Here is a 24,383-nt window from a genome sequence, read left to right on the forward strand (position 1 = left end):
TCGGCCGCTTCCACGCGCGTCGACGGTTGCACACGCGCGTCCAGCCGGCCCGATCAGGGAAAACACCGATCCGCCGACCACGGGCAACCCCTAGGTTGCAACCACATAAGTGGCTGATTATATTGACTAACTTGTGGGTGCAACCTGTTCGGTAATTTGGTTGCACCTTTTTATTGCGTGCCGTAGGATTTCGCGCATCCTCTTACACCACATCGCCGGGCTCGCACCGGCGCACGAACCCACCATGGCAAGCACGACTCTCGGCGTCAAAGTCGACGACCTTCTCCGCTCGCGCCTCAAGGACGCCGCCGCGCGCCTCGAGCGCACTCCCCACTGGCTGATCAAGCAGGCGATCTTCGCGTATCTCGAGCGGATCGAGCACGGCCAGTTGCCGCCCGAACTGTCGGGCCACAGCGGCGTGACGGAGCTCGCCGACGGTCAGGCGGCGGACGGCGACGACGACAACTCGCCGCATCCGTTCCTCGAGTTCGCGCAGAACGTTCAGCCGCAATCGGTGCTGCGCGCGGCGATCACGGCCGCGTACCGCCGCCCGGAGCCGGAATGCGTGCCGTTCCTGCTCGGTCAGGCGCGCCTGCCGGCGAACCTGCAGGCGGACGTGCAGGCGCTCGCGACGAAGCTCGTCGAGGCGCTACGCGAGAAAAGCTCGGGCGGCGGCGTCGAAGGGCTGATCCACGAGTTCTCGCTGTCGAGCCAGGAAGGCGTCGCGCTGATGTGCCTCGCCGAGGCGCTGCTGCGCATTCCCGATCGCGCGACGCGCGATGCGCTGATTCGCGACAAGATCAGCAAGGGCGACTGGCGCTCGCACGTCGGCCACGCGCCGTCGCTGTTCGTGAACGCGGCGACCTGGGGGCTGATGATCACCGGCAAGCTCGTGACGACCAACAGCGAAGCGGGCCTGTCGTCGGCGCTCACGCGCCTGATCGGCCGCGGCGGCGAGCCGCTGATCCGCAAGGGCGTCGACATGGCGATGCGCCTGATGGGCGAACAGTTCGTCACCGGCGAGACGATTTCCGAAGCGCTCGCGAACAGCCGCAAGTACGAAGCGCGCGGCTTCCGCTACTCGTACGACATGCTCGGCGAAGCGGCGACGACCGAAGAGGACGCGCAGCGCTACTACGCGTCGTACGAACAGGCGATCCACGCGATCGGCAAGGCGGCCGGCGGCCGCGGCATCTACGAAGGCCCGGGCATCTCGATCAAGCTGTCGGCGCTGCACGCGCGCTACTCGCGCTCGCAGCAGGACCGCACGATGAGCGAGCTGCTGCCGCGCGTGCGCGCACTCGCGCTGCTGGCGCGCCGCTACGACATCGGCCTGAACATCGACGCTGAAGAGGCCGACCGCCTCGAGCTGTCGCTCGACCTGCTCGAGGCGCTGTGCTTCGATCCGGATCTCGCGGGCTGGAACGGCATCGGCTTCGTGGTGCAGGGCTACCAGAAGCGCTGCCCGTTCGTGATCGACTACCTGATCGATCTCGCGCGCCGCAGCCGTCACCGCCTGATGATCCGCCTCGTGAAGGGCGCGTACTGGGATACCGAGATCAAGCGCGCGCAGGTCGACGGCCTCGAAGGCTATCCGGTCTATACGCGCAAGATCTACACTGACGTGTCGTACCTCGCGTGCGCGAAGAAGCTGCTCGCGGCGCCCGACGCCGTCTACCCGCAGTTCGCGACGCACAACGCGTACACGCTGGCCGCGATCTACCAGCTCGCGGGCCAGAACTACTACCCGGGCCAGTACGAATTCCAGTGCCTGCACGGGATGGGCGAGCCGCTGTACGAGGAGGTCACGGGCCGCGACAAGCTGAACCGTCCGTGCCGCGTGTACGCACCGGTCGGCACGCACGAGACGCTGCTCGCGTACCTCGTGCGCCGCCTGCTCGAGAACGGCGCGAACACGTCGTTCGTGAACCGTATCGCGGACAAGACCGTGTCGGTGAAGGAACTGGTCGCCGATCCGGTCGACGAAGCGTCGAAAGTCGTGCCGCTCGGCGCGCCGCATGCGAAGATCCCGCTGCCGCGCAACCTGTACGGCGACGAGCGTCCCAATTCGATGGGCCTCGATTTGTCGAACGAACACCGGCTCGCCTCGCTGTCGTCCGCGCTGCTCGCGAGCGCGCATCATCCGTGGCGCGCGGCGCCGATGCTCGCCGACGACGCGCTCGCCGACGCACCGGCACGCGACGTGCGCAACCCGGCCGACCAGCGCGACCTGGTCGGCACGGTCAGCGAGGCGACGGCCGAACACGTGAGCGCGGCGCTCGCGCACGCGGTGGCCGCCGCGCCGATCTGGCAGGCGACGCCGGTCGACGCCCGCGCTGACTGCCTGGCGCGCGCAGCCGACCTGCTCGAAGCGCAGATGCACACGCTGATGGGCCTGATCGTGCGCGAAGCCGGCAAGTCGCTGCCGAACGCGATCGCCGAGATTCGCGAAGCGGTCGACTTCCTGCGCTACTACGCGGCGCAGATCCGCGACGAGTTCTCGAACGACACGCATCGCCCGCTCGGCCCCGTGGTCTGCATCAGCCCGTGGAACTTCCCGCTCGCGATCTTCATGGGCCAGGTCGCCGCGGCGCTCGCCGCCGGCAACACGGTGCTCGCGAAGCCGGCCGAACAGACGCCGCTGATCGCCGCGCAGGCCGTGCGCCTGCTGCGCGAGGCCGGCGTGCCGGCCGGCGCGGTACAGCTGCTGCCGGGTACCGGCGAGACCGTCGGCGCGGCGCTGGTCGCCGATCCGCGTACGCGTGCGGTGATGTTCACGGGCTCGACCGAAGTCGCGCGCCTGATCAACAAGACGCTGTCCGCGCGCCTCGACCCGGAGGGCAAGCCGATTCCGCTGATCGCGGAAACGGGCGGCCAGAATGCGATGATCGTCGACTCGTCGGCGCTCGCGGAGCAGGTCGTCGCGGACGTGATGCAGTCGTCGTTCGACTCGGCCGGTCAACGGTGCTCGGCGCTGCGCGTTCTGTGTCTGCAGGACGACGTCGCGGACCGCACGCTGACGATGCTCAAGGGCGCGATGCACGAGCTGGCGCTCGGCAACCCCGACCGGCTGTCGACGGACGTCGGCCCGGTGATCGACGGTGAAGCGAAGCAGACGATCGACGCGCACGTCGCGACGATGAAGGACAAGGGCCATGCGGTCACGCAACTGCCGACGCCCGAGGCCTGCGCGCACGGCACGTTCGTGCCGCCGACGCTGATCGAGATCGGCAGCATCGACGAGCTCAAGCGCGAAGTGTTCGGCCCCGTGCTGCACGTGGTGCGCTACCGCCGCAGCCAGCTCGACAAGCTGCTCGAGCAGATCCGCGCGACCGGTTACGGGCTGACGCTCGGGATCCACACGCGGATCGACGAGACGATCGCGCACGTGATCTCGAATGCGCACGTGGGCAACATCTACGTGAACCGCAACGTGATCGGTGCAGTGGTCGGCGTGCAGCCGTTCGGCGGCGAAGGGCTGTCGGGCACGGGCCCGAAGGCCGGGGGCGCGCTGTACCTGCAGCGCCTGCTCGCGACGCGTCCGTCGGGCCTGCCGCGCTCGCTCGCGCAGACGCTGATCGCGGACGGCGCGGTCGAAGGCGATGCGCGCGGCAATCCGGCGGCGGCGCTCACGACGCTGCGCGACTGGCTGATCGAGCAACGCGAGCCGGCACTGGCCGCGCGTTGCGACGGCTATCTGGCACAGGTGCCGGCCGGCGCGACCGCCGTGCTGACCGGGCCGACGGGCGAGCGAAACACGTATACACTCGGCCCGCGCGGCACGGTGCTGTGTGTCGCGGCCACCCCGAGCGGCGCGCGCGCGCAGTTCGCGGCGGTGCTGGCCACCGGCAACCGCGCATTGTTCGCGGGCGCGGCCGGCGAGGCGCTGGTCGCCGCGCTGCCGGCATCGCTGAAGGCGCATGCGAGCGTGCGCAAGCAGGCCGACGCGCCGTTCGACGCGGTGCTGTTCGAAGGCGACAGCGACGAACTGCAGACGCTCGTGAAGGACGTCGCGCAGCGCCCGGGCCCGATCGTATCGGTGCAGGGCGTGTCGGTGGGCGCGTTCGAGAACGGCGATGCGGAAGACTACGCGCTCGAGCGGCTCCTGACGGAACGCTCGGTGAGCGTGAATACGGCCGCGGCGGGCGGCAATGCGAATTTGATGACGATCGGCTGATCATCCTTGCCGTTCGGATCAAACAAAGAAGCGGCAAGGCGATCCCGAAGCCGCTTCATTTACCCTGGTACCAAGGAGATGCTATGCAACACACGATGAAAAAGGTGGCAGGCGCGACGTTCGTCGCCGTCATGTCGCTGGCGGGGACGGCCCATGCGGATGACGTGAAGATCGGTTACGCAGGGCCGATGACGGGCGCGCAGGCGCACTACGGCAAGGACATGCAGAACGGGATCGTGCTCGCGCTGGAAGACTTCAACGCGACGAACCCGAAGATCGGCGGCAAGCCGGTGAAGTTCGTGCTGAGCACGCAGGACGACCAGGCTGACCCGCGCACGGGCACGACGGTTGCACAGAAGCTCGTCGACGACGGCATCAAGGGCATGCTCGGCCACTTCAACTCGGGCACGACGATTCCCGCCTCGCGCATCTACGCGAACGCGGGCATTCCGGAAATCGCGATGGCGACGGCGCCGGAATACACGCAGCAGGGTTACAAGACGACCTTCCGCATGATGACGTCCGACACGCAGCAGGGCTCGGTGGCCGGCACGTTCGCGGCGAAGGATCTCGGCATGAAGAAGATCGCGATCGTCGACGACCGCACGGCCTACGGCCAGGGTCTCGCCGACCAGTTCGAGAAGGCGGCGAAGGCCGGCGGCGCGACGATCGTCGACCGTGAATTCACGAACGACAAGGCGGTCGACTTCAAGGCGATCCTGACCAAGCTGAAGGCTGCGAAGCCGGACATGGTCTACTACGGCGGCGCGGATTCGCAGGCAGCGCCGATGGTCAAGCAGATGAAGGCGCTGGGCTTCACCGCACCGCTGATGAGCGGCGAAATGGTGAAGACGCCGACGTTCCTGAAGATCGCGGGCAACGCGGCCGACGGCACGATCGCTTCGCTGGCCGGCCTCCCGCTGGAAGAGATGCCGGGCGGCAAGACCTACGCGGACAAGTACAAGAAGCGTTTCGGCGAAGAAGTGCAGACGTACTCGCCGTACGCGTACGACGGCGCGATGGCGATGCTGAACGCGATGAAGAAGGCCGATTCGACCGATCCGGCGAAATACCTGCCGGTGCTCGCGAAGACCGACATGGCCGGCGTGACGTCGACGCACGTCGCGTATGACGCGAAGGGCGACCTGAAGAACGGCGGCATCACGATGTACAAGGTCGAGAAGGGCGAGTGGAAGCCGCTGAAGAGCATCGGCGGCAAGTAAGCAGCCTGTGAGTCGCGGGCGGCGACGTCGTCGCCCCGTTGAACATGCGAAAGCCATCGGATCGTTTGGGGCCGGTGGCTTTTTCTTTGTCGGTGCACGGCCGGGTAGTGCATATGAATCCTGCCGACGATGGTGTGGCGATGCGTTGCAGGATCATGCGCGGTCGATAGGTTCCGCCAGGCGTGCCACCAGTGCAGGTCAACGACTCGTCGAAGTGACTGACGGCAGTATTAGGTTACTTGCCGTCGCAGCACTTGTTAGGGCAATCAGGCAGGAAGGAGATTTCCACACGCCTTCCATTGTCCACGTCGCCGTGCGAATAGACGTGGACGCTCGTCTTGATGATGCCGCGTAGAAAACCTAGCTGCTCCAGCAGCGCATACGCGGTTTGCATTCGGGACTGTGCAAGGGACAGTGCTCTTTGCTCCCCTTCTTCAGCATGGCCGCTAATCAGTGTTGTTTCTTTGGTTAAGTGATTGGCGTAATCGATTTTTTTATCGATTGCCCATTTTGTAACGCGGATGATTTCTGAATTGGATATATGTGAGCTATTTGGCGAGAAGTAGATGTCGAAATTTTCGCTGGCGATGCACGCAAATGATGGGCTGGAAATGAAGAGGCATAGGCCGAGAATAAATTTAGGCATTATATATAATATATCCTGCAATACTGTCGGCATTGTTGATTGCTTGATTCGGATTTTCGGCTCCGAATGTCAAGCAATCTTCCATAAAGTATCTGTGATCTCTGGTTCCCATTGTATCGTCAAAATGACTTGCCTCATGAATCAGGGTGGAGATCATCGAATCCTTTTCCCATGAGAAGTCACGCATCGTGCAAAAATCGACGTGTATTGCGATTGTATGGGTTGCGGTATCCGGTGAGCACACTGATGCAGCGACGCCTGACTGATTTGGATTTGGAACGCATCCGATATGCTTGAATCGCTCGCTATCCCATCGCGTAAAGTTGTGGCCCGTAAGCGATTTGAGTACTTCGGTGATTGCAGTCAGCCCTGTTAGTAGTATCCTGCGCGTGCCTTCGTCTATTCTGCCAAACCATTGTAGTACGCGTGCCTTGTCGGTGCTGGACCAGCGTTGCAAATCCGTGATTCTTTTGTCGACGAGAGAAACGGCTCGATCCCGTATGCTCAAGACCATTTCTCGAAATTCCTTGTTGGTCATGTTCGGGCATATTTTCTCGATGTTGATTGTTACTTCCACCATCGATCCGGGGTTGGTATTGGTGGCGGTGCCCGAGTGTACGAGGAACCATTCCTCATCGTCATGTGCAGCAAAATTTTTCATTGTCTCAATGGCCCGCTGTATAGATTTTCAGGAACGCCGCAGCGTCGGTAACGATTCGACGTGTTTGCCCGTCCGAATCGGTGGTGCCCGTGAAGATCTGCCCGGTGTCGGTCACCACTCGATAGCGGACGTTTGCGAGCGGCCGACGGCTGCCATCGAGCAAGATGAATTGCTCGTCGTGCATGACGCTCGATCGAGCAAATGACCGATCGGCTGCACCAGGTTTAGGCCTATCCAGCGTCGCTATCTCGCCCGCAGTGAAAATCATCCGCATGCCGCGCTCAGCGTAAAAGACCGGCGGCGGATGGCATTCGCAGACATTGATGTCTCCGCTCAATGCCCATTGTTTGCCGTTCGGGCCGGTACCAGGCCAGCGCGGCCCTTGCGGTGCGATGTGCCCTTCACGCTTGCAGGCCGAACAGTAGGTCTTCATATCGAGCGTGGCGATATGAACGCGCGGTGGTGGATCGGAACAGGTCACGGTGTCGAGACCTTCGATAATGACCGCATCACCGGCGTGGTCGCGTTTGGCAAGAAAGTAGCGGATCACAGGAGCCGCCTCAGTGGGACAGGGGCGTTTGGGTAACGACGCTAAATACAATGGACGACGCGACGCCTCGCCGCTCTGGGCTGTCAGTGATCGTGTCGCCGTTATCGAGTTCACTGCCGACGAAGGCGAGTGGTGCGAAGTCGGACCTGTCGGCCAAACCCAGACCGCTGATCACGCACGCGGTTGAGCCGTCCGGATAGTGGATCAGGTCGCCCACCACGGCCGCGTTGCCTAAGTGCGGTGCTACTTCCCATGTACCGGACGGCTCGCGCAACGCACCGCCGTGCGCTGTCGTCGCACCACGTACGGCCAGTCTGTAGGCGGGCGCTGCGGGCGGCGGCACGTAGGTCGGATCGAACAGTCCAGCAACGCTTTGCCGCTCGCGTACGTGAATGCCCAATGAGGTGCGCAGCGTTTCGGTAATGCGATCGCCGTTGCTCAATCGGCTGCCGACCAACGCGAAGGGCTTGCCCTCGCTATGGTTGTTTCCCGCCCCATCGATGATCACGGCCTCGCTACCGTCGTCGTAGGTCACCACGTCTCCGACGCGGGCTACCTCCAGCCCAGCCAGGGTCAGGCCGCTGGTTGCAGTCGTGACGCGTCCGCCACGTTCGGTGAGTGAGCCAACGGTGGCAAAAAGATGGGTCGGTGCTTTGTGTTCGTTTTTCATCGTGCGTCCCTGTCTCGGTAAATGGAATGACCGGCTTAGAGACGCTATTTCAGACAAGAACCATTGATCAATCGGACGAGTATGATTTGTTATCCTAAAGTTTTATTACTCGTTTCATATCATCCTTTGGATCGACCACGCATGCTGAAATGAGCCGGTGCGATGGCGCGGTTGGGTGCTTTCTTGCAGCGCGTGAAGCACGCTTCGATCACCGGATGCCGGAGGGATGCGGAAAACGCAGACCGTAACCAACGGATGCCGTGGACGGGGGAATGGCGCCGCTTCCGACCTGGATGAAAGCTGTCGGCAAGTGGAATAGGAGTGCACGAGTTGCGAGTGCCTTGACCAAACCTCAGGTACTTAATCCCCGCGCACGCGCAGCAGGAACTTCTGCAGCTTGCCGGTCGGCGTGCGCGGCAGCGCCTGCGCGAACGTGAATTCGCGCGGAATCTTGTACGCGGCCAGCCGCTCGCCGCAGAACGCGCGCAGCGCCTCCGCGTCGGGCGCCGCATTCGCGCGCAGCACGACGTGCGCGACGATCGTCTCGCCCCAGTCGGGATGCGGGGCCCCGACGACGGCCGCCTCGGCGATGTCGGGGTGCGCGCCGAGCACGTCCTCCACTTCCTTCGAATAGACGTTCTCGCCACCGGTCACGATCATGTCCTTCAGCCGGTCGACGATGAACAGGTAGCCGTCCTGATCGATCCGCGCGATGTCGCCGGTGCGATACCAGCCGTCCGGCGCGAACGCCGCGTCCGTCGCGGCCGCGTCGTCGAGATAGCCGAGCATCATGCAGTCGGCCTTCAGCCAGATCTCGCCGGTCTCGCCCGGCCGCGCGTCGATGCCGTCCAGCCGCACGACGCGCAGGTCGACGCCCGGGCCGCCCTGGCGGCCGATCGAGCCGGCCTTCGCGATCTGCTCGTCCGGATACAGCGTCGTGCCGGCCGGGCCCGTTTCGGTCATCCCGTACACCTGGAAGAACGCATGGCTGCGATACGCCTGCGCGAGCCGTTCGGCCTGCGTGGCGCCGATCGGGCCGCCGCCGTACAGCCACGCGCGCACGCTCGACAGGTCGAACGCGCCGAAGCCGTCGACCGTGTCGAGCGGCAGCGTGTACGACACCGGCGCGCCGAAATACAGTGTCACGCGTTCGCGCTCGATGGTTTGCAGGAAGCGCAGCGGATGGTATTCGCGCATCAGCACGACGGTGCCGCCCGCGAACAGCGTGCCGCCGAACCAGTTGTTCAGCGGCGACGAATGCCAGATCGGCATCGCCATCAGCGTGCGCTCGTTGCGGCCGATGCCGGTCGCGAGCGCCGCCTGCATCGCCGCGAGCGTCACGGTGCGATGGCTGTGCACGCAGCCTTTCGGGCGGCCGGTCGTGCCGGACGTGTAGAGAATCTGCGCGATGTCGCCGTCGGCCGGTTCGATCCCCGCGAGGGCGTCCCGCGTCATGCACATCGTGTCGAAGTTCGGCACGCCGTCGAGTTCGCCCTCGGTCACGAGCCGCCGCGCGGGATGCGCGAGGCGCTCGACCACCGGCGCGAGCGCCACGTCGAACAGCAGCGCCTTGCAGCGGCTGTGTTCGAGCACGTAGTCGACTTCCGGTGCCTGCAGCTTGTGGTTGATCGGCACGAACGCCGCGCCGAGCCGCCATGCGCCGAACATCAAGTCGACGAAGGCCGGCGTGTTGAAGCACATCGCGGCGACGCGGTCGCCGGCCGCGACGCCGAGCGCGCTCAGCACGGCCGCCGCGCGGTGCGAGCGCTCGCGTGCGGCGGCATAGGTGATCGTCGCGGATTCGTTGACGAGGAACGGCTTGTCGGGCGTCGCACGAGCGGCGCGGTCGAGGGCGGCGACGAGGTTCATCGGGGCTCCGGGCGGGCGAACGAAGGCGAACGCGGGTGAACAAGGGTGAACGGACCGGCGTCAGGCCGGGTAGGCGCGCTGCAGCAGCGCGGCGACGTCGATCGCATGCGGATCGAAGCCGCCCGCGATGCGGCCCCAGTCGGGCGCGGCGAGCCGGGTCGCGACGAACGCGTCGGCGACGGCCGCCGGCGCGTCGCGGCGCAGCAGGCACGCCTGTGCGACAAGCGCGAGCCGCTGCGCGAACACGCGGGCCGATGCTTCGAGCGTGTCGGCCGGCGCGGCGAGCATCGCGCGCAGCGCGTCGAGCGCCGCGCGGATGCGCGGTTCGCCCGCGCCTAGGTCGGCGAGTTCGTCGAACAGCGCGGCGGCCGCGTCGGGCTCGCGCGACACCGCGCGCAGCACGTCGAGGCACATCACGTTGCCCGAGCCCTCCCAGATCGAGTTGACGGGCGCCTCGCGGAACAGCCGCGCGATCGGGCCGTCGTCGACGTAGCCGTTGCCGCCGAACACTTCCATCACCTCGCCGGTCAACTCGACCGCGCGCTTGCAGACCCAGAATTTCGCGGCGGGCGTGACGATCCGCTTCCATGCGCGCTCGCGCGGCGAGTCGTCGCGTTCGAACGCGTCGGCCAGACGCATCGCGAGCGACAGCGCGGCTTCGCTTTCGAGCGCGAGATCGGCGAGCACGGTGCGCATCAGCGGCTGCTCGGCGAGCGCGCGGCCGAACGCGTGGCGCTGGCGCGTGTACGCGATCGCCTGCACGACGCCCTGACGCAGCATCGCCGCGCTGCCGAGCACGCAGTTCAACCGCGTGTAGGTGGCCATCTCGATGATGGTCGGAATGCCGCGGCCTTCGTCGCCGAGCATGATGCCCCACGCGTCGTTCAGCTCGATCTCGCTGCTGGCGTTGCTGCGGTTGCCGACCTTGTTCTTCAGCCGCTGGATCTCGACCGCGTTCTTCGTGCCGTCCGGCCGCCAGCGCGGCACGTAGAAGCACGACGGGCTGCCGGCCTCGGTGCGTGCGACGACGAGGTGCGCGTCGCACATCGGCGCGGAGAAGAACCACTTGTGGCCGCGCAACCGGTATTCGGCGCCACGCCCGCCCGCGCCGACCGGCGTGGCGAGCGTCGTGTTCGCGCGCACGTCGGAGCCGCCCTGTTTCTCGGTCATGCCCATGCCGAACCAGATCGAGCGCTTGTCGGCGACCGGCACGTCGCGCGGATCGTAATCGTCGTTATAGAGCTTGTCGCGCAGCAGGCCCCACAGCGCCGGTTCCTTCTGCAGCACGGGAATCGCGGCCTGCGTCATCGTGGCCGGGCATAGCGTGCCGGCCTCGATCTGGCCGTGCAGGTAGAAGCCGGCGGCGGTCGCGGCCCAGCGGCCGCGGTGCGACTCGCGGAACGCGAGCGACACGAAGCCTTCGTGGCGGTACTGGCCGAGCAGCGCGTGCCAAGCCGGGTGGAAATCGACGCGGTCGATGCGGCGGCCGCGCCGGTCGAACGTGTTCAGTTCCGGCCCGTGGCGGTTCGCTTCGTCGGCGAGCCGCGCGGTGTCGGCGCGGCCGAGCCACGCGCCGTACGCGTCGAGCTGCGGCATGGCCCAGTCGGCGCCTGCCCGGGCGAGCGCGTCGCGTAGCGCGAGATCCGTCGCGAAGAGGTTATAGTCGACCAGTTCGTCGACCTGGTTCGTGACGGCGTGAGTCGATTCGGTCATCGCGTGTGTCTCCGGTCTCATGCTTCGCGGGCAGCCGGCGCCATGCCGCGCGGCGCGCGCTTCGGCACGGCTTCGGGCGCCCGGTAAAACGTATTCCCTGCCGATTTCAGAGTAGCAAATATGCCGCCGCGACATGTTCAGGTTCCGGCGCCGCCCGGCCAGCCGGCGGCGCAACCCGCGCCCGCATTGCGCCGCCGGCCGCGCCAGTCGCGCGCGCAGGCGAGCTCCGATGCGCTGCAGCAGGCGTTCGTTCAGCTTTTGCTCGAACGCGGCTATGCAAAGGCGACGATCCGCGAGATCGCGGCCGTCGCAGGCGTGAGCATCGGCACCTTCTACGAGTATTTCGGCGACAAGCAGAGCCTTGCGGCGCTCTGCATCCACCGTCGCGTGCAGGCGCTGGCCGACCGGCTGCGCGATGCGGCCGAGCGGCTGCGCGGCGCACCGCGGGCCGAACTCGCCGCCGCGCTGGTCGACCTGCAGGTCGACGCGATCGCCGCCGATGCGGCGCTGTGGGGCGCGCTGTTCGTGCTGGAGCGGCAGGTCTCGCCGTTGGCCGCGTACCGCCGGCATTACGACGCGTATGTCGCGCTGTGGCGCGACGCGCTGGCCCAGGCGGCCGATCCGCCGCCGGCCGCGCGGCTCGACGGGCTCGCGCGGATGGCCCAGACGATCTGCTACGGCGGGCTGTCGCAGGCCTTGCTGACGCTCGGGCCCGCGCTCGATTTCGCCGCGCAGCGCCGCGAACTGCGGGCCGTGCTGCTCGCGTACCTGGCGGCGGCGGATGCGTAGCGCCACGGGAAATGCCTGATTCGCATGTCGGGCCCGCCCACCAGCCTTGCAGTTGCGTGCTTCTCCCGGTGAGCCATGAGGAAAATGCATGGACGCCATGACGAACTTTCGATTGTCCGCCGATATTGGCTCGGGCTAAATCATGCGGCAGACGGAGGGCCGCGCGTGACGCGGGCCCGCCCGAAGGACATCAGAAGGAGGAGTCATGCGAAGCGCCACCGCGCCCCGTTCGAAACTGCCCGACGTCGGGACGACGATCTTCACGGTGATCGGCCAACTGGCTGCCCAACACGACGCGTTGAACCTGTCGCAGGGCGCGCCGAATTTCGCGCCCGATCCGGCGCTCGTCGAAGGCGTCGCGCGCGCGATGCGCGACGGGCACAACCAGTACGCGCCGATGGCCGGCGTGATGGCGCTGCGCGAGCGGCTCGCCGAGAAGACGGAAGCGCTGTACGGCGCGCGCTACGACCCGGCGACCGAGATCACGGTGATCGCGAGCGCGAGCGAGGGGCTCTACGCGGCGATCAGCGCGCTCGTGCATCCGGGCGACGAGGTGATCTATTTCGAGCCGTCGTTCGACAGTTATGCGCCGATCGTGCGGCTGCAGGGCGCGACGCCGGTCGCGATCAAGCTGTCGCCCGAGCATTTCCGCGTGAACTGGGATGAAGTGGCTGCCGCGATCACGCCGCGCACGCGGATGATCATCGTCAACACGCCGCACAACCCGACCGCGACCGTGTTCTCGGCCGACGATCTCGACCGGCTCGCGCAGCTCACGCGCGATACGGGCATCGTCGTGCTGTCCGACGAGGTCTACGAGCACGTCGTGTTCGACGGCGCGCAGCACCAGAGCGTCGCGCGCCACCGCGAGCTGGCCGAGCGCAGCGTGATCGTGTCGTCGTTCGGCAAGTCGTTCCACGTGACCGGCTGGCGGGTCGGCCATTGCCTCGCGCCGGCCGAACTGATGGACGAGATCCGCAAGGTCCACCAGTTCATGGTGTTCTCGGCCGACACGCCGATGCAGGTCGCGTTCGCGGAGATCCTCGCGCGGCCGGACAGCTATCTCGGCCTGTCGGCGTTCTACCAGGCCAAGCGCGACCTGCTCGCGCGCGAGCTGGCCGGTTCGCGTTTCGAACTGCTGCCGAGCGAAGGCTCGTTCTTCATGCTCGCGCGCTTCCGTCACTTCTCGGACGAAAGCGACAGCGATTTCGTGCTGCGCCTGATCCGCGACGCGCGTGTCGCGACGATTCCGCTGTCGGCGTTCTACACCGACGGCACCGATGCCGGCGTGATCCGGCTCAGTTTTTCGAAGGACGACGCGACGCTGGTCGAAGGCGCGCGGCGGCTGCGTTCGCTGTAGGAAAACCGGCGACGGGCACCCGGCGACGGGCCCGTCGCATCGACCAGACACTGGAGATCACGATGAAGCACACGGCCACCCTGAAACTCGCGTTCGCACTTGCTTGCGCAATCGGCTCCGGCGCGGCGCTCGCCGACGCGCAGACGCTGCGTTTCGGCCTTGAAGCGCAATACCCGCCGTTCGAATCGAAAGCGCCGAACGGCGACCTGCAGGGCTTCGACATCGACGTCGGCAATGCCGTCTGCCAGACGGCGAAGCTGTCGTGCAAATGGGTCGAGACGTCGTTCGACGGGCTGATTCCCGCACTGAAGGGCCGCAAGTTCGACGCGATCAATTCGGCGATGAACGCGACCGAGCAGCGGCGCCAGGCGATCGACTTCACGACGATCATCTATCGCGTGCCGACCCAGCTGATCGCGCGCACCGGCAGCGGCCTGCTGCCGACGCCCGAATCGCTGAAGGGCAAGCGCGTCGGCGTGCTGCAGGCATCGATCCAGGAAACCTTCGCGAAGGCGCACTGGGAACCGGCGGGCGTCGCGATCGTCGCGTACCAGGACCAGAACCAGGCGTACGCGGATCTCGTGGCGGGCCGCCTCGACGCGACGCTCGTGCTCGCACCGTCCGGCCAGCGCGGCTTCCTGTCGCGCCCGGACGGCAAGGGCTTCTCGTTCGTCGGCCAGCCGGTGCACGACGACAGGATCCTCGGCAGCGGGATCGCATTCGGCCTGCGCAAGGGCGACGACGCACTGAAGGCGAAGCTCGACGCGGCGATCGACAAGCTGAAGGCGGACGGCACGGTGAAGTCGCTCGGCCTGAAGTATTTCGGCGATATCGACATTTCGACCAAGTAAGCGGGCCGCACGATGCAGAACCGGGAGACGGCGGCCGCGGGCGGCGAACCGCGCGGCGGCGCGCAGCCGGGCGAGGCGCCCGACGCCGTGCTCGTCGCGGAACTGGGCGATGCGCTGGTTACGCGTTCCGCCGAGATCGATCCGCGTTACTTCACCGCGTACAACGAGCCGGCCGGCGTGCGGCCGCGCGCGCTGGTGCGCCCGCGCAGCGTCGACGACGTGTCGCGCACGCTCGCGCTGTGCACGCGGCTCGGGCTGCCGGTCGTGCCGCAGGGCGGACTGACCGGGCTCGCGCGTGGCGCGGTCGCGCTCGGCGGCGAGGTCGTGCTGTCGATGGAGCGGTTTGCCGGTATCGAAGCGATCGACGCGGCGTCCGGCACGATGACCGTGCGCGCCGGGACGCCGCTGCAGACGGTGCAGGAAGCCGCGGAAGCAGCGGGCTTCACGTTCGGCGTCGATCTCGGCGCGCGGGGTTCATGCCAGATCGGCGGCATGCTCGCGACCAATGCGGGCGGCACGCGCGCGATCCGCTACGGGATGATGCGCGAGCAGGTGCTCGGGCTCGAAGCCGTGCTCGCGGACGGCACGATCGTCTCGTCGATGAACCGCATGCTGAAGAACAACGCGGGTTATGACCTGAAGCAGCTGTTCATCGGCAGCGAGGGGACGCTCGGCGTCGTCACGCGCGCGGTGTTGCGGCTGCACCCGCTGCTCGCGGCGCCGGCCACCGCGCTGTGCCGCGTGCGCGACTACGACGCGGTGGTCGAGCTGTGGAACCGCGTGCGCACGCTGCCGGAAGTCGTCAGCTTCGAGGCGATGTGGCCGGCGTTCTACGACTACGTCGCGCGTCACACGCCGGACGTCACGGCGCCGTTCGCGGGCGAAGGCGGCTTCGCGGTGCTGATCGAATGCGCGACGAGCGCGCCGGGCGGCGATGCGCGCCAGGCGCTGGAATCGGGCCTCGCGGCGGGGTTCGACGCGGGGCTGGTGGACGACGCGGTGCTCGCGACGTCGGAGCGGCAGGCGCGCGACCTGTGGACGTTGCGCGAAGGCCTGGCGATCGATGCGCTGCCGCATCTCGTCAATTTCGACGTGAGCTTGCCGACGGGCGAGCTCGGCACGTTCGCCGGGCGCTGCGAGGCGGCGCTGCGGGCGCGCTGGCCGGACGTCACGTGCCTGTTCTTCGGTCATGTCGGCGACGGCAACGTGCATATCGGCGTATCGCTGGCCGGGATGACCGCGGCGGACCTCGAGGCGCTCGATCACGGCGTGTACGCGGTGGTGCGCGACATGGGCGGCTCGGTATCGGCCGAGCACGGGATCGGCGTGCTCAAGCGCGCTTATCTCGCGCATACGCGCAGCGACGCGGAAATCGGGCTGATGCGGCGCCTGAAGGCCGCGCTGGACCCGCACGGCCTCCTCAATCCCGGCAAGGTGCTTTGACGCGGTCGATTCCCGTGACCGACGGGAAGCGACCGGCGAGATAGGTACGTCAGCCGTCCACCCAGCGCAGCGCGCCGATCTTCAGGTGTTCGACGACGCTGCGCGTCCAGTCGAGCTCCGCATTGAGCAACACCAGCGCATGTTCGTTCTGCAGCAGGAACAGGCGCGGCACCTGGTCGGCCTGCGCGGTGGCCCGCAGCCCTTCCAGCCGTTCGCGCTCGGCGTCGAGCCGCGCGATCCGCAGCTCGAGCTGGTGGCGCGCGTCGTCGGCGTCGAGCAGCGGCAGGAACGCGAGACCGGCGCCGAACACCGGGAATTCGCGCGCGGGCTCCGCGAGCAGCGCATGCAGCCACGCCTGCCCCGCCGTGTGCCCGGCTTCGGTCAGCGCATACAGCGTGCGTTCCGGAAATGCCCCGTCGCGCTCGGTGTCGTGCACGGCGATCAGCCCGTCGCGCAGCAGCCGGTCGATCGTCTGGTAGAGGCTCGTGCGCTGCCGCACGTTGACGACTTCGTCGTATCCGCGGGCCTTCAGTTGCTGCAGCATCCCGTACGGATGCATCGGCGTTTCGGTGAGCGTCGCAAGGACGGCCAGCGCGAGCGGGGACGGACGACTCGTAGACATGAATAGTTCATTTATATCTAGTCAGAATATAACTATTCTCAACCAGACTATCTTATTTCACAAGGGTTTCAGCCGAGGTGCGATCGCTTCGCGGCCGGCGCGACGGTTTCCATCGTCGCGAGACCATGCACGATGCCGCAATCCTCGACCGAATGTTCGCCGACGCACTGGCGGCGCAATTCGGTGAGCTGGTCGCGCAGATGCGTGAGTTCCGCGAGGCGCGCATCGACGTGTCCGATGTGATCGTCGAGCAGCGAATTGATCGAATCGCAGCGGTCGGCCGGCGTGTCGGTGAGCCGCAGCAGCGCGCGGATTTCGTCGTGCGCCATGTCGAGCGCGCGGCAGTTGCGGATGAAGCGCAGCCGTTCGACGTGCACGTCGGTGTAGTTGCGGTAGTTCGAGTCGGTGCGCTCCGCATCCGGCATCAGCCCCTCTTTTTCGTAGAAACGGATCGTCTCGGGGGTGCAGCGGGCCGCCTTGGCCAGTTCGCCAATCTTCATGCCTTTCTCCCGTGTAAGGGTTGACCTTGTAGTGGCTTCAGGGTGTTAACTGTACTCCGTCAAGCCATTGAAAGCCATTGAGGAGGTTGTCATGACCGACGCCCAGCGTACCCGCGACCCGCGACACCGTCATGCCGGCGGCGCCGATGCATGCTGCGCCGACCCGCGCGACACGCAGACGGCGACCGTTGCCGATGCGGCGCCGGCGGCCGGCGAGCGCGCGCACGGCGAGGTTGCCTCGCGCGGCCGCGACCATGATCACGATCATTCGCACGACGACGCGCATCAGCACGGCGCGACGTGTTCGCACGACCACGCCGCGCATGACCATGCCGGTCACGACCACGACCACGACCACGACCACGACCACGACCACGACCACGCGGCCGGCGCCTGCTGCGCGCCTGCCGCGCTGACGCTCGCGCCGCTGCCGGTCGCGCAGGCGACCGCGTCGGGTCATGTGCGCTCCGCGTTCCGGATCATGCAGATGGACTGCCCGACCGAGGAAACGCTGATCCGCAAGAAGCTCGGCGGGATGAACGAGGTATCGGCGCTCGAATTCAACCTGATGCAGCGGATGCTGACCGTCGAGCACGTGCCCGGCGCGCAGCCGGCGATCGAAAGCGCGATCCGCACGCTCGGGATGACGCCCGAGGCCGCGACGGCCGGCGCACCGGCGCCGCGCGTCGCCGACGCGCCCGCGAAGCCGTGGTGGCCGCTGGCGCTGGCCGGCGTCGCCGCGATCGCATCCGAAGGCGCGACGTGGGCCGGGCTGCCGGTATGGCTCGCGGCGGCGCTCGCGCTTGCCGCGGTGCTCGCGTGCGGGCTCACCACGTACAAGAAGGGCTGGATCGCGATCCGCAACGGCAACCTGAACATCAACGCGCTGATGAGCATCGCGGTGACGGGCGCGATGGCGATCGGCCAGTGGCCGGAAGCCGCGATGGTGATGGTGCTGTTCACGATCGCCGAATTGATCGAGGCGAAGTCGCTCGACCGCGCGCGCAACGCGATCCAGGGCCTGATGCAGCTCGCGCCGGACACCGCGACCGTGCGGCAGGCCGACGGCGCGTGGCGCACGGTCGAGGCCGCGCAGGTTGCGCTCGGCGCGGTCGTCCGCGTGAAGCCGGGCGAGCGGATCGGGCTGGACGGCGAGGTCGTCGCGGGCCGCTCGACGGTCAACCAGGCGCCGATCACCGGCGAGAGCCTGCCCGTGGAGAAGACGACCGGCGACGCCGTGTACGCGGGCACGATCAACGAATCGGGCTCGTTCGAATACCGCGTGACGGCCGTCGCGGCGAACTCGACGCTCGCGCGGATCATCCACGCGGTCGAGGAAGCGCAGGGCGCGAAGGCGCCGACGCAGCGCTTCGTCGACCAGTTCGCGCGCGTCTACACGCCGATCGTGTTCGCGGTTGCATTGCTGGTCGCGGTGGTGCCGCCGATCGTCATGGGCGGTGCGTGGCAGGACTGGATCTACCGCGCGCTGGTGCTGCTCGTGATCGCGTGCCCGTGCGCGCTGGTGATCTCGACGCCGGTGACGATCGTGTCGGGGCTCGCGGCGGCCGCGCGGCGCGGGATTCTCGTGAAGGGCGGCGTCTACCTGGAAGAAGGGCGCAAGCTCGCGTGGCTCGCGCTCGACAAGACCGGCACGATCACGCACGGCAAGCCGGTGCAGACCGACTTCGACTTGCATGCGGACGACGCCGATGCGGCGCGCGTGCGGCATCTCGGCGCGAGCCTCGCGGCGCGCTCCGATCACCCGGTGTCGCAGGCAATCGCGGCCGCGGCGCGCGATGCCGGCACGACGGCCTTCGCCGATGTGCAGGACTTCGAAGCGATCGTCGGGCGCGGCGTGCGCGGCACGATCGACGGCACGCGCTACTGGCTCGGCAACCATCGGCTCGTCGAGGAGCTGGAGCGTTGCTCGACGGCCCTCGAAGCGAAGCTCGACGCGCTGGAGCGCCAGGGCAAGAGCGTCGTGGTGCTGGTCGACGACGTGCGCGTGCTCGGCATCTTCGCGGTGGCCGACACGATCAAGGACACGAGCCGCGAAGCGATCGCCGATCTGCACGCGCTCGGCATCCGCACCGCGATGCTGACGGGCGACAACCCGCACACCGCGCAGGCGATCGCGCAGGAGGCCGGCATCGACGACGCGCGCGGCAACCAGTTGCCGGAAGACAAGCTCGCGGCGGTCGAGGCGCTGTCGGCCGGCGGCGCGGGCGCGGTCGGGATGGTCGGCGACGGGATCAACGATGCGCCGGCGCTCGCGCGTGCCGACATCGGCTTCGCGATGGGCGCGATGGGCACGGACACCGCGATCGAGACGGCCGACGTCGCGCTGATGGACGACGACCTGCGCAAGATTCCCGCATTCGTGCGGCTGTCGCGTGCGACGCACCGCGTGCTGGTGCAGAACATCGGCTTCGCGCTCGGCGTGAAGGTCGTGTTCCTCGGCCTCACGGTCGCGGGGCTCGGCACGATGTGGATGGCGGTCTTTGCCGACGCGGGCGCGAGCCTGATCGTCGTGGCCAACGGCTTGCGGCTGCTGTCGTCCTCCGGGGCGTTCGGCGGCGCACCGGCCAAGCGTTGAGGAGCGGGCGATGAGCTTTCTGAAACGGATCCTGGGCGGCCACGGCAGTGGTCATGGCGGCGGGCACGGCAGCGGTGGCCACGGCGGCGGGCATCACGGCGACCAGCGTCGTGACGGGCACGGCGGCCACGATGCACGCGGCCGGGATCGCCACGGCTGGGGCTGGCAGGCGCCGGCCGACGCGTCGAACGGCGGCCAGGGCGGCAACCTGCCGCTGAGCCAGCTCGCGTGCGCGGGCTGCGGCGCGCTGAATGCGGCCGATGCGCGCTTCTGCGCGCAGTGCGGCGCGGCCCAACGCAGCCGGGCCTGCAGCCGTTGCCACACGGCGCTGGCGGCCGACGCGCGTTTCTGTCCCGGGTGCGGGACGCAGGCGACTTAACACGCCTGCGCGCATGATCATCGGCCGGCGCGCGTCGTTTCACGGCGGGCCCGGCGGCCTGTCGATCAGCGCAACGGCAGGTAGATCTCGGTGCGCAGGTCGGCCGGCGCCGCATCCATCGGCGTGTTGAGGTACAGCTCGAACGGCGGCGCGTCGGCGGCTTCGCGGCCCGAGTGACGCAGCCAGTCGCCGTAGAGCCACTGGTAGGCCGTCTTCAGGTCCGCATACGGCCCCGTATGCAGCAGCACCGCGTACTCGCCGCCGGCCACCGTCGCGCGTTCGACCGGCGGCGCGGGCTCGACGTCCGGCGCGCCGTCGGCCGGCATGAAGCACGCCTTCGCGCGCAACTGCGCTTCGGGCGTCGTGTCCGGATCGTCGTAGAAAATGCCGATCATCTTCGCGCCCGGGCCGATCAGCCCGTGCTGTCCGACCCACGCGCCGATCCGCCCGAACGCATCGCCGACCTTCAGGTAAGCGCCGGTGTGCGCGACCGCGTAGCCACGCAGTTCCGGCAGGCGCCGGATCTCGACCTCATGCTTGAACATGTCTTCCTCTCCTCTCTGTAGCGGGTAGATCGGCCGGTGCACGCCCGTGCGCCGGTGCTGGGCAGGCGGCACGCCGTAGGCGTCGCGGAATGCCCGCGCGAACGCGTGCGCCGAACCGTAGCCCGCGCGCCGCGCGATCTCGTCGATCGGCCGCGCGGTGCACACGAGATCCTCGGACGCGCGCACGATGCGCATCCGCCGCACCGTCAGCACGATCGACTCGCCGTACAGCGCGCGGTACACGCGTTGCCAGTGATACGGCGACAGGCACGCGACCTCGGCGAGCCGGTTCAGGTCGAGCGGGCCGTCGAGGTGCGCGAGGATGGTTTCGTGAACGCGCGCCACGCTTGCCGCATAGCGACGCCACGCGGGGCGGTCGGTTTTCGTTTCGGCTGTCATCGACGGGTCCGGGGCAAGAACGGAAACCACGGTAGCACGGGCGCGATGGACAAATCTTGCGGAAATGCGTAGCCGTCCTGAATCCGCCCCTTTTTATTTTCGCCGAAATGGGGTCTTGCCCCTCCGCAATCAATGACTAAAGTTAAAGACGGTGAAATCGGGTGATCGCGTCATTTTTCTCGGGTAAGTTGCTCGGACAGGGCCGCACGCTTTTCGAAGTACGCAGGTAGTTCGTCGATGTTCAATCGCAACACCACGTTTTCGGGAGAAGAAGAAATGGATGCTTCCAGCTTCATCACGTCGCTGCAGAGCACGCTAGGCGGATACCTGCCCAAGATCGCCGGCGCGATCGGCATCCTGGTGATCGGCTGGCTGATCGCGGTGGTGGTGCGGGCCGGCGCGCTGCGCCTGCTCAGCGCGCTGAAGGTCGACAAGCGGATCAGCGACAGCACCGGCCAGGGCGCGTGCGTCGAGCGCATCATCGCCGGCGGGCTGTTCTGGCTCGTGCTGCTCGTCACCGCGGTGGGCATCTTCAACGTGCTCAACCTGTATGCGGTTTCCAATCCGTTCTCGCTGCTCGTCACGCACATCGTCAACTACCTGCCGAACCTGATCGGCGGCGCGGCGCTGACGCTGATCGCGTGGCTCATCGCGTCGCTGCTGCGCAGCCTCGCGAACCGCGCGCTGAAGGCCAGCCGGATCGACAACAAGCTGTCCGAAGGCGCCGGCATGCAGCCGATGAGCGGCTATCTCGGCGATGTGCTGTTCTGGCTCGTGATCCTGATGTTCCTGCCGGCGATCCTCGCGTCGTTCGCGCTGTCGGGGCTGCTGTCGCCGGTGCAGGGGATGGTCGACAAGCTGCTCGCGATCGTGCCGAACCTGTTCGCGGCCGCGGTGATCGGCTTCGTCGGCTGGGTCGTCGCGCGCGTGCTGCGCGGCCTCGTGACGAACCTGCTGGTCGCCGCCGGCGCCGATCGCCTCACGCAGCGCCTCGACAGCCCGACGCCCGTGCGCGTGTCGAGCCTGATCGGCACGATCGTCTACGTGTTCGTGTTCGTGCCGACGTTGATCTCCGCGCTCGACGCGCTGAAGATCGAGGCGATCTCGATTCCCGCGACCAACATGCTGAACCAGTTCCTCGGCGCGGTGCCGGACATCGTCGCGGCGATCGTGATCGTGGTCGTCACGTTCTACTTCGCGCGCTTCGTCGCGTCGCTCGCGCAGAAGCTGCTCGAAGCCGCGGGCGCCGACGGGCTGCCGGCGGTGCTCGGCGTCGAGCGCGTGTTCTCGGGCATCCTGCAGCCGTCGGTGCTGGTCGCACGGCTGATCGTGTTCTTCGCGATGCTGTTCGCGTCGGTCGAAGCCGCGAACCGGCTCGGTTTCTCGCAGGTGCGCGACGTCGTCACGCTGTTCATCGAATTCGGCGGCCACGTGCTGATGGGCGGCGTGATCCTCGTGATCGGCGTGTGGCTCGCGGGCCTCGCGCGCCGCGTGCTCGAGCAGGCCGACCGCGAACACAGCGTGCTGTTCGCGCGCATCGCGCAATTCGCGATCCTCGGCCTCGTGTTCGCGATGGGGCTGCGCGCGATGGGCATCGCGAACGAGATCGTCCAGCTCGCGTTCGGCCTCGTGCTCGGCGCGATCGCGGTGGCCGTGGCGCTGTCGTTCGGCCTCGGCGGCCGCGAGGCGGCCGGCAAGCTGCTCGACCGCTGGTTCAACCAGCGCGGCGGCGGCCAGTAAGCACGGGCGATCCGGCCCGCGTCGTGCGGCCGGATCGCCGTTGCAACCCGCGCGGCCGGCGTTTCCGTCAGCGAAATGTCAGCCGCGATCTTTGCCGAATTTCGATAACACGTCGTTTAATGACTCTCTAGCATCGATTCTCAGTCGCGCGGGCCGGCAAGGCCCGGCGCCCTTGAGGAGAATGTCCGATGAAAGCAGAGTCGAATGGCCGGCCCGCCGCCGGCGCCAAGTCCGGCCAGCCCGCGCTGCAGCAGACGCTCGGGACCTGGCAACTGTGGGGCATCGCGGTCGGCCTCGTGATTTCCGGCGAATACTTCGGCTGGAGCTATGGCTGGGCGAGCGCCGGCACGCTGGGCTTCGTCATCACCGCACTGTTCGTCGCGGCGATGTACACGACCTTCATCTTCAGTTTCACCGAGCTGACGACGTCGATCCCCCATGCCGGCGGCCCGTTCGCCTATGCGCGCCGCGCGTTCGGCCCGACCGGCGGTTATCTCGCCGGCGCCGCGACGCTCGTCGAGTTCGTCTTCGCGCCGCCCGCGATCGCGCTCGCGATCGGCGCGTACCTGCACGTGCAGTTCCCCGGCCTCGAGCCGAAGCACGCGGCGATGGGCGCGTATCTCGTGTTCATGGCGCTGAACATCGTCGGCGTGCAGATCGCGGCGACCTTCGAGCTCGTCGTCACGCTGCTCGCGATCTTCGAGCTGCTGGTGTTCATGGGCGTCGTGTCGCCGGGCTTCGCGTGGAGCAACTTCGCGAAGGGCGGCTGGTCGGGCGCCGATCATTTCAGCGTGGGCGCGTTCCACGGGATGTTCGCGGCGATCCCGTTCGCGATCTGGTTCTTCCTCGCGATCGAAGGCGTCGCGATGGCCGCCGAGGAAGCGAAGAACCCGAAGCGCTCGATTCCGATCGCGTACGTCGCCGGGATCCTGACGCTCGTTGCGCTCGCGATCGGCGTGATGGTGTTCGCCGGCGGCGCGGGCGACTGGACCAAGCTCGCGAACATCAACGATCCGCTGCCGCAGGCGATGAAGTACATCGTCGGCGCGAACAGCGGCTGGATGCACATGCTCGTGTGGCTCGGGCTGTTCGGGCTCGTCGCGTCGTTCCACGGGATCATCCTCGGTTATTCGCGCCAGATCTTCGCGCTGGCCCGCGAAGGCTACCTGCCCGAATGGCTCGGCAAGGTCCATCCGCGCTTCAAGACCCCGCATCGCGCGATCCTCGCGGGCGGCGTGGTCGGCATCGCGGCGATCTACAGCGACGAGCTGATCCAGTTCGGCGGGCAGACGCTGACCGCGAACATCGTGACGATGTCGGTATTCGGCGCGATCGTGATGTATATCGTGAGCATGGCGTCGCTGTTCAAGCTGCGCCGCACGCAGCCGAACATGGCGCGGCCGTTCCGCGCGCCGATGTACCCGATCTTCCCGGCGTTCGCGATCCTGGCCGCGCTCGTCTGTCTCGGTACGATGGTGTATTTCAACGGGCTGGTCGCGCTGGTGTTCGTCGGCTTCCTCGCGGTCGGCTACGCGTACTTCCTCGCGACGCGTTCGCAGCGGGCGAGTGCGCCGGGCGACGCGCTGCTGGAGGAGTGAGCAGCGTGAAGATGGCAGGCCGTTTCTGACGGCATCCGGCGCGCCCCGTCGA

Annotated in this window: 19 protein-coding genes; 10 read left to right on the plus strand and 9 right to left on the minus strand. The window is 67.3% G+C overall.

The features are described from left to right. Positions 1-244: 244 nt before the first annotated feature. The gene (gene putA / locus WJ12_RS00590; RefSeq protein WP_034188164.1) at positions 245-4,177 is read left to right on the plus strand and encodes a trifunctional transcriptional regulator/proline dehydrogenase/L-glutamate gamma-semialdehyde dehydrogenase; all 3,933 of its coding nucleotides are present in this window, start codon (positions 245-247) and stop codon (positions 4,175-4,177) included. An 83-nt stretch (positions 4,178-4,260) separates the two neighbouring features. Then, positions 4,261-5,400, plus strand: a complete 1,140-nt coding sequence (locus WJ12_RS00595; protein WP_034188163.1) for a branched-chain amino acid ABC transporter substrate-binding protein — start codon at positions 4,261-4,263, stop codon at positions 5,398-5,400. 235 nt (positions 5,401-5,635) lie between these two features. On the opposite strand, the gene WJ12_RS34165 is transcribed toward WJ12_RS00595, so the two are convergent. The 6 genes from WJ12_RS34165 to WJ12_RS00615 form a co-directional block, all read right to left on the minus strand. After that, positions 5,636-6,046, minus strand: a complete 411-nt coding sequence (locus WJ12_RS34165; RefSeq protein ID WP_059559544.1) for an OmpA family protein — start codon at positions 6,044-6,046, stop codon at positions 5,636-5,638. Next, the gene (locus WJ12_RS34170) at positions 6,039-6,707 is read right to left on the minus strand and encodes a M35 family metalloendopeptidase (RefSeq protein WP_082744735.1); all 669 of its coding nucleotides are present in this window, start codon (positions 6,705-6,707) and stop codon (positions 6,039-6,041) included. The genes WJ12_RS34165 and WJ12_RS34170 overlap by 8 nt, the downstream gene beginning before the upstream one ends. Before the next feature lie 4 nt (positions 6,708-6,711). Continuing rightward, a complete protein-coding gene (locus WJ12_RS00600) occupies positions 6,712-7,257 on the minus strand; it encodes a PAAR domain-containing protein (protein ID WP_082744734.1) in 546 nt (181 codons plus the stop codon). Positions 7,258-7,267: 10 nt separating this feature from the next. Then, positions 7,268-7,927 carry a PAAR domain-containing protein gene (locus WJ12_RS00605; RefSeq protein WP_059559474.1) on the minus strand — a complete coding sequence of 220 codons (660 nt, stop codon included), beginning with the start codon at positions 7,925-7,927 and terminating at the stop codon, positions 7,268-7,270. Positions 7,928-8,287: 360 nt separating this feature from the next. Continuing rightward, positions 8,288-9,796, minus strand: coding sequence for a class I adenylate-forming enzyme family protein (locus tag WJ12_RS00610; protein WP_059559472.1), 1,509 nt, complete (start codon positions 9,794-9,796; stop codon positions 8,288-8,290). Between the two features lie 60 nt (positions 9,797-9,856). Further along, entirely contained in the window at positions 9,857-11,509 is a 1,653-nt protein-coding gene (locus WJ12_RS00615) for an acyl-CoA dehydrogenase family protein (RefSeq protein WP_059559469.1), read from the minus strand. Between the two features lie 120 nt (positions 11,510-11,629). Between WJ12_RS00615 and WJ12_RS00620 the strand changes: the two genes are divergently transcribed. From WJ12_RS00620 to WJ12_RS00635, 4 genes are all read left to right on the plus strand, one after another. Beyond that, positions 11,630-12,298, plus strand: a complete 669-nt coding sequence (locus WJ12_RS00620; protein ID WP_059559466.1) for a TetR/AcrR family transcriptional regulator — start codon at positions 11,630-11,632, stop codon at positions 12,296-12,298. A 205-nt stretch (positions 12,299-12,503) separates the two neighbouring features. Next, positions 12,504-13,658, plus strand: a complete 1,155-nt coding sequence (locus WJ12_RS00625) for a pyridoxal phosphate-dependent aminotransferase (protein ID WP_059559464.1) — start codon at positions 12,504-12,506, stop codon at positions 13,656-13,658. 62 nt (positions 13,659-13,720) lie between these two features. Continuing rightward, positions 13,721-14,509 carry an ABC transporter substrate-binding protein gene (locus WJ12_RS00630; protein WP_059559462.1) on the plus strand — a complete coding sequence of 263 codons (789 nt, stop codon included), beginning with the start codon at positions 13,721-13,723 and terminating at the stop codon, positions 14,507-14,509. Between the two features lie 12 nt (positions 14,510-14,521). Next, positions 14,522-15,952, plus strand: a complete 1,431-nt coding sequence (locus WJ12_RS00635) for an FAD-binding oxidoreductase (protein ID WP_059559459.1) — start codon at positions 14,522-14,524, stop codon at positions 15,950-15,952. 49 nt (positions 15,953-16,001) lie between these two features. Here WJ12_RS00635 and WJ12_RS00640 read toward each other — a convergent pair whose 3' ends face one another. Both WJ12_RS00640 and cadR read right to left on the minus strand, forming a co-directional pair. Beyond that, positions 16,002-16,574 (minus strand): PadR family transcriptional regulator, encoded by a 573-nt coding sequence (locus tag WJ12_RS00640; protein WP_059559456.1) that lies wholly within the window; start codon positions 16,572-16,574, stop codon positions 16,002-16,004. A gap of 68 nt (positions 16,575-16,642) precedes the next feature. Beyond that, positions 16,643-17,074 (minus strand): Cd(II)/Pb(II)-responsive transcriptional regulator, encoded by a 432-nt coding sequence (gene cadR / locus WJ12_RS00645; protein WP_006477300.1) that lies wholly within the window; start codon positions 17,072-17,074, stop codon positions 16,643-16,645. A 91-nt stretch (positions 17,075-17,165) separates the two neighbouring features. Here cadR and WJ12_RS00650 point away from each other — a divergent pair, with 91 nt between their 5' ends. Next, positions 17,166-19,670, plus strand: coding sequence for a heavy metal translocating P-type ATPase (locus tag WJ12_RS00650; RefSeq protein WP_069245520.1), 2,505 nt, complete (start codon positions 17,166-17,168; stop codon positions 19,668-19,670). Between the two features lie 10 nt (positions 19,671-19,680). Then, positions 19,681-20,049 carry a zinc ribbon domain-containing protein gene (locus tag WJ12_RS00655; RefSeq protein WP_059559451.1) on the plus strand — a complete coding sequence of 123 codons (369 nt, stop codon included), beginning with the start codon at positions 19,681-19,683 and terminating at the stop codon, positions 20,047-20,049. A gap of 65 nt (positions 20,050-20,114) precedes the next feature. Here the strand turns inward: WJ12_RS00655 and WJ12_RS00660 are convergent, their stop codons facing one another. Continuing rightward, positions 20,115-20,993, minus strand: a complete 879-nt coding sequence (locus WJ12_RS00660) for an AraC family transcriptional regulator (protein WP_059559447.1) — start codon at positions 20,991-20,993, stop codon at positions 20,115-20,117. A 276-nt stretch (positions 20,994-21,269) separates the two neighbouring features. Between WJ12_RS00660 and WJ12_RS00665 the strand changes: the two genes are divergently transcribed. Both WJ12_RS00665 and eat read left to right on the plus strand, forming a co-directional pair. Beyond that, a complete protein-coding gene (locus WJ12_RS00665; protein WP_034188247.1) occupies positions 21,270-22,733 on the plus strand; it encodes a mechanosensitive ion channel in 1,464 nt (487 codons plus the stop codon). Positions 22,734-22,921: 188 nt separating this feature from the next. Then, entirely contained in the window at positions 22,922-24,331 is a 1,410-nt protein-coding gene (eat, locus tag WJ12_RS00670; RefSeq protein ID WP_034188150.1) for an ethanolamine permease, read from the plus strand. Positions 24,332-24,383 lie beyond the last annotated feature (52 nt).

This window comes from Burkholderia seminalis, from assembly GCF_001718535.1.
Taxonomy (GTDB): domain Bacteria; phylum Pseudomonadota; class Gammaproteobacteria; order Burkholderiales; family Burkholderiaceae; genus Burkholderia; species Burkholderia seminalis.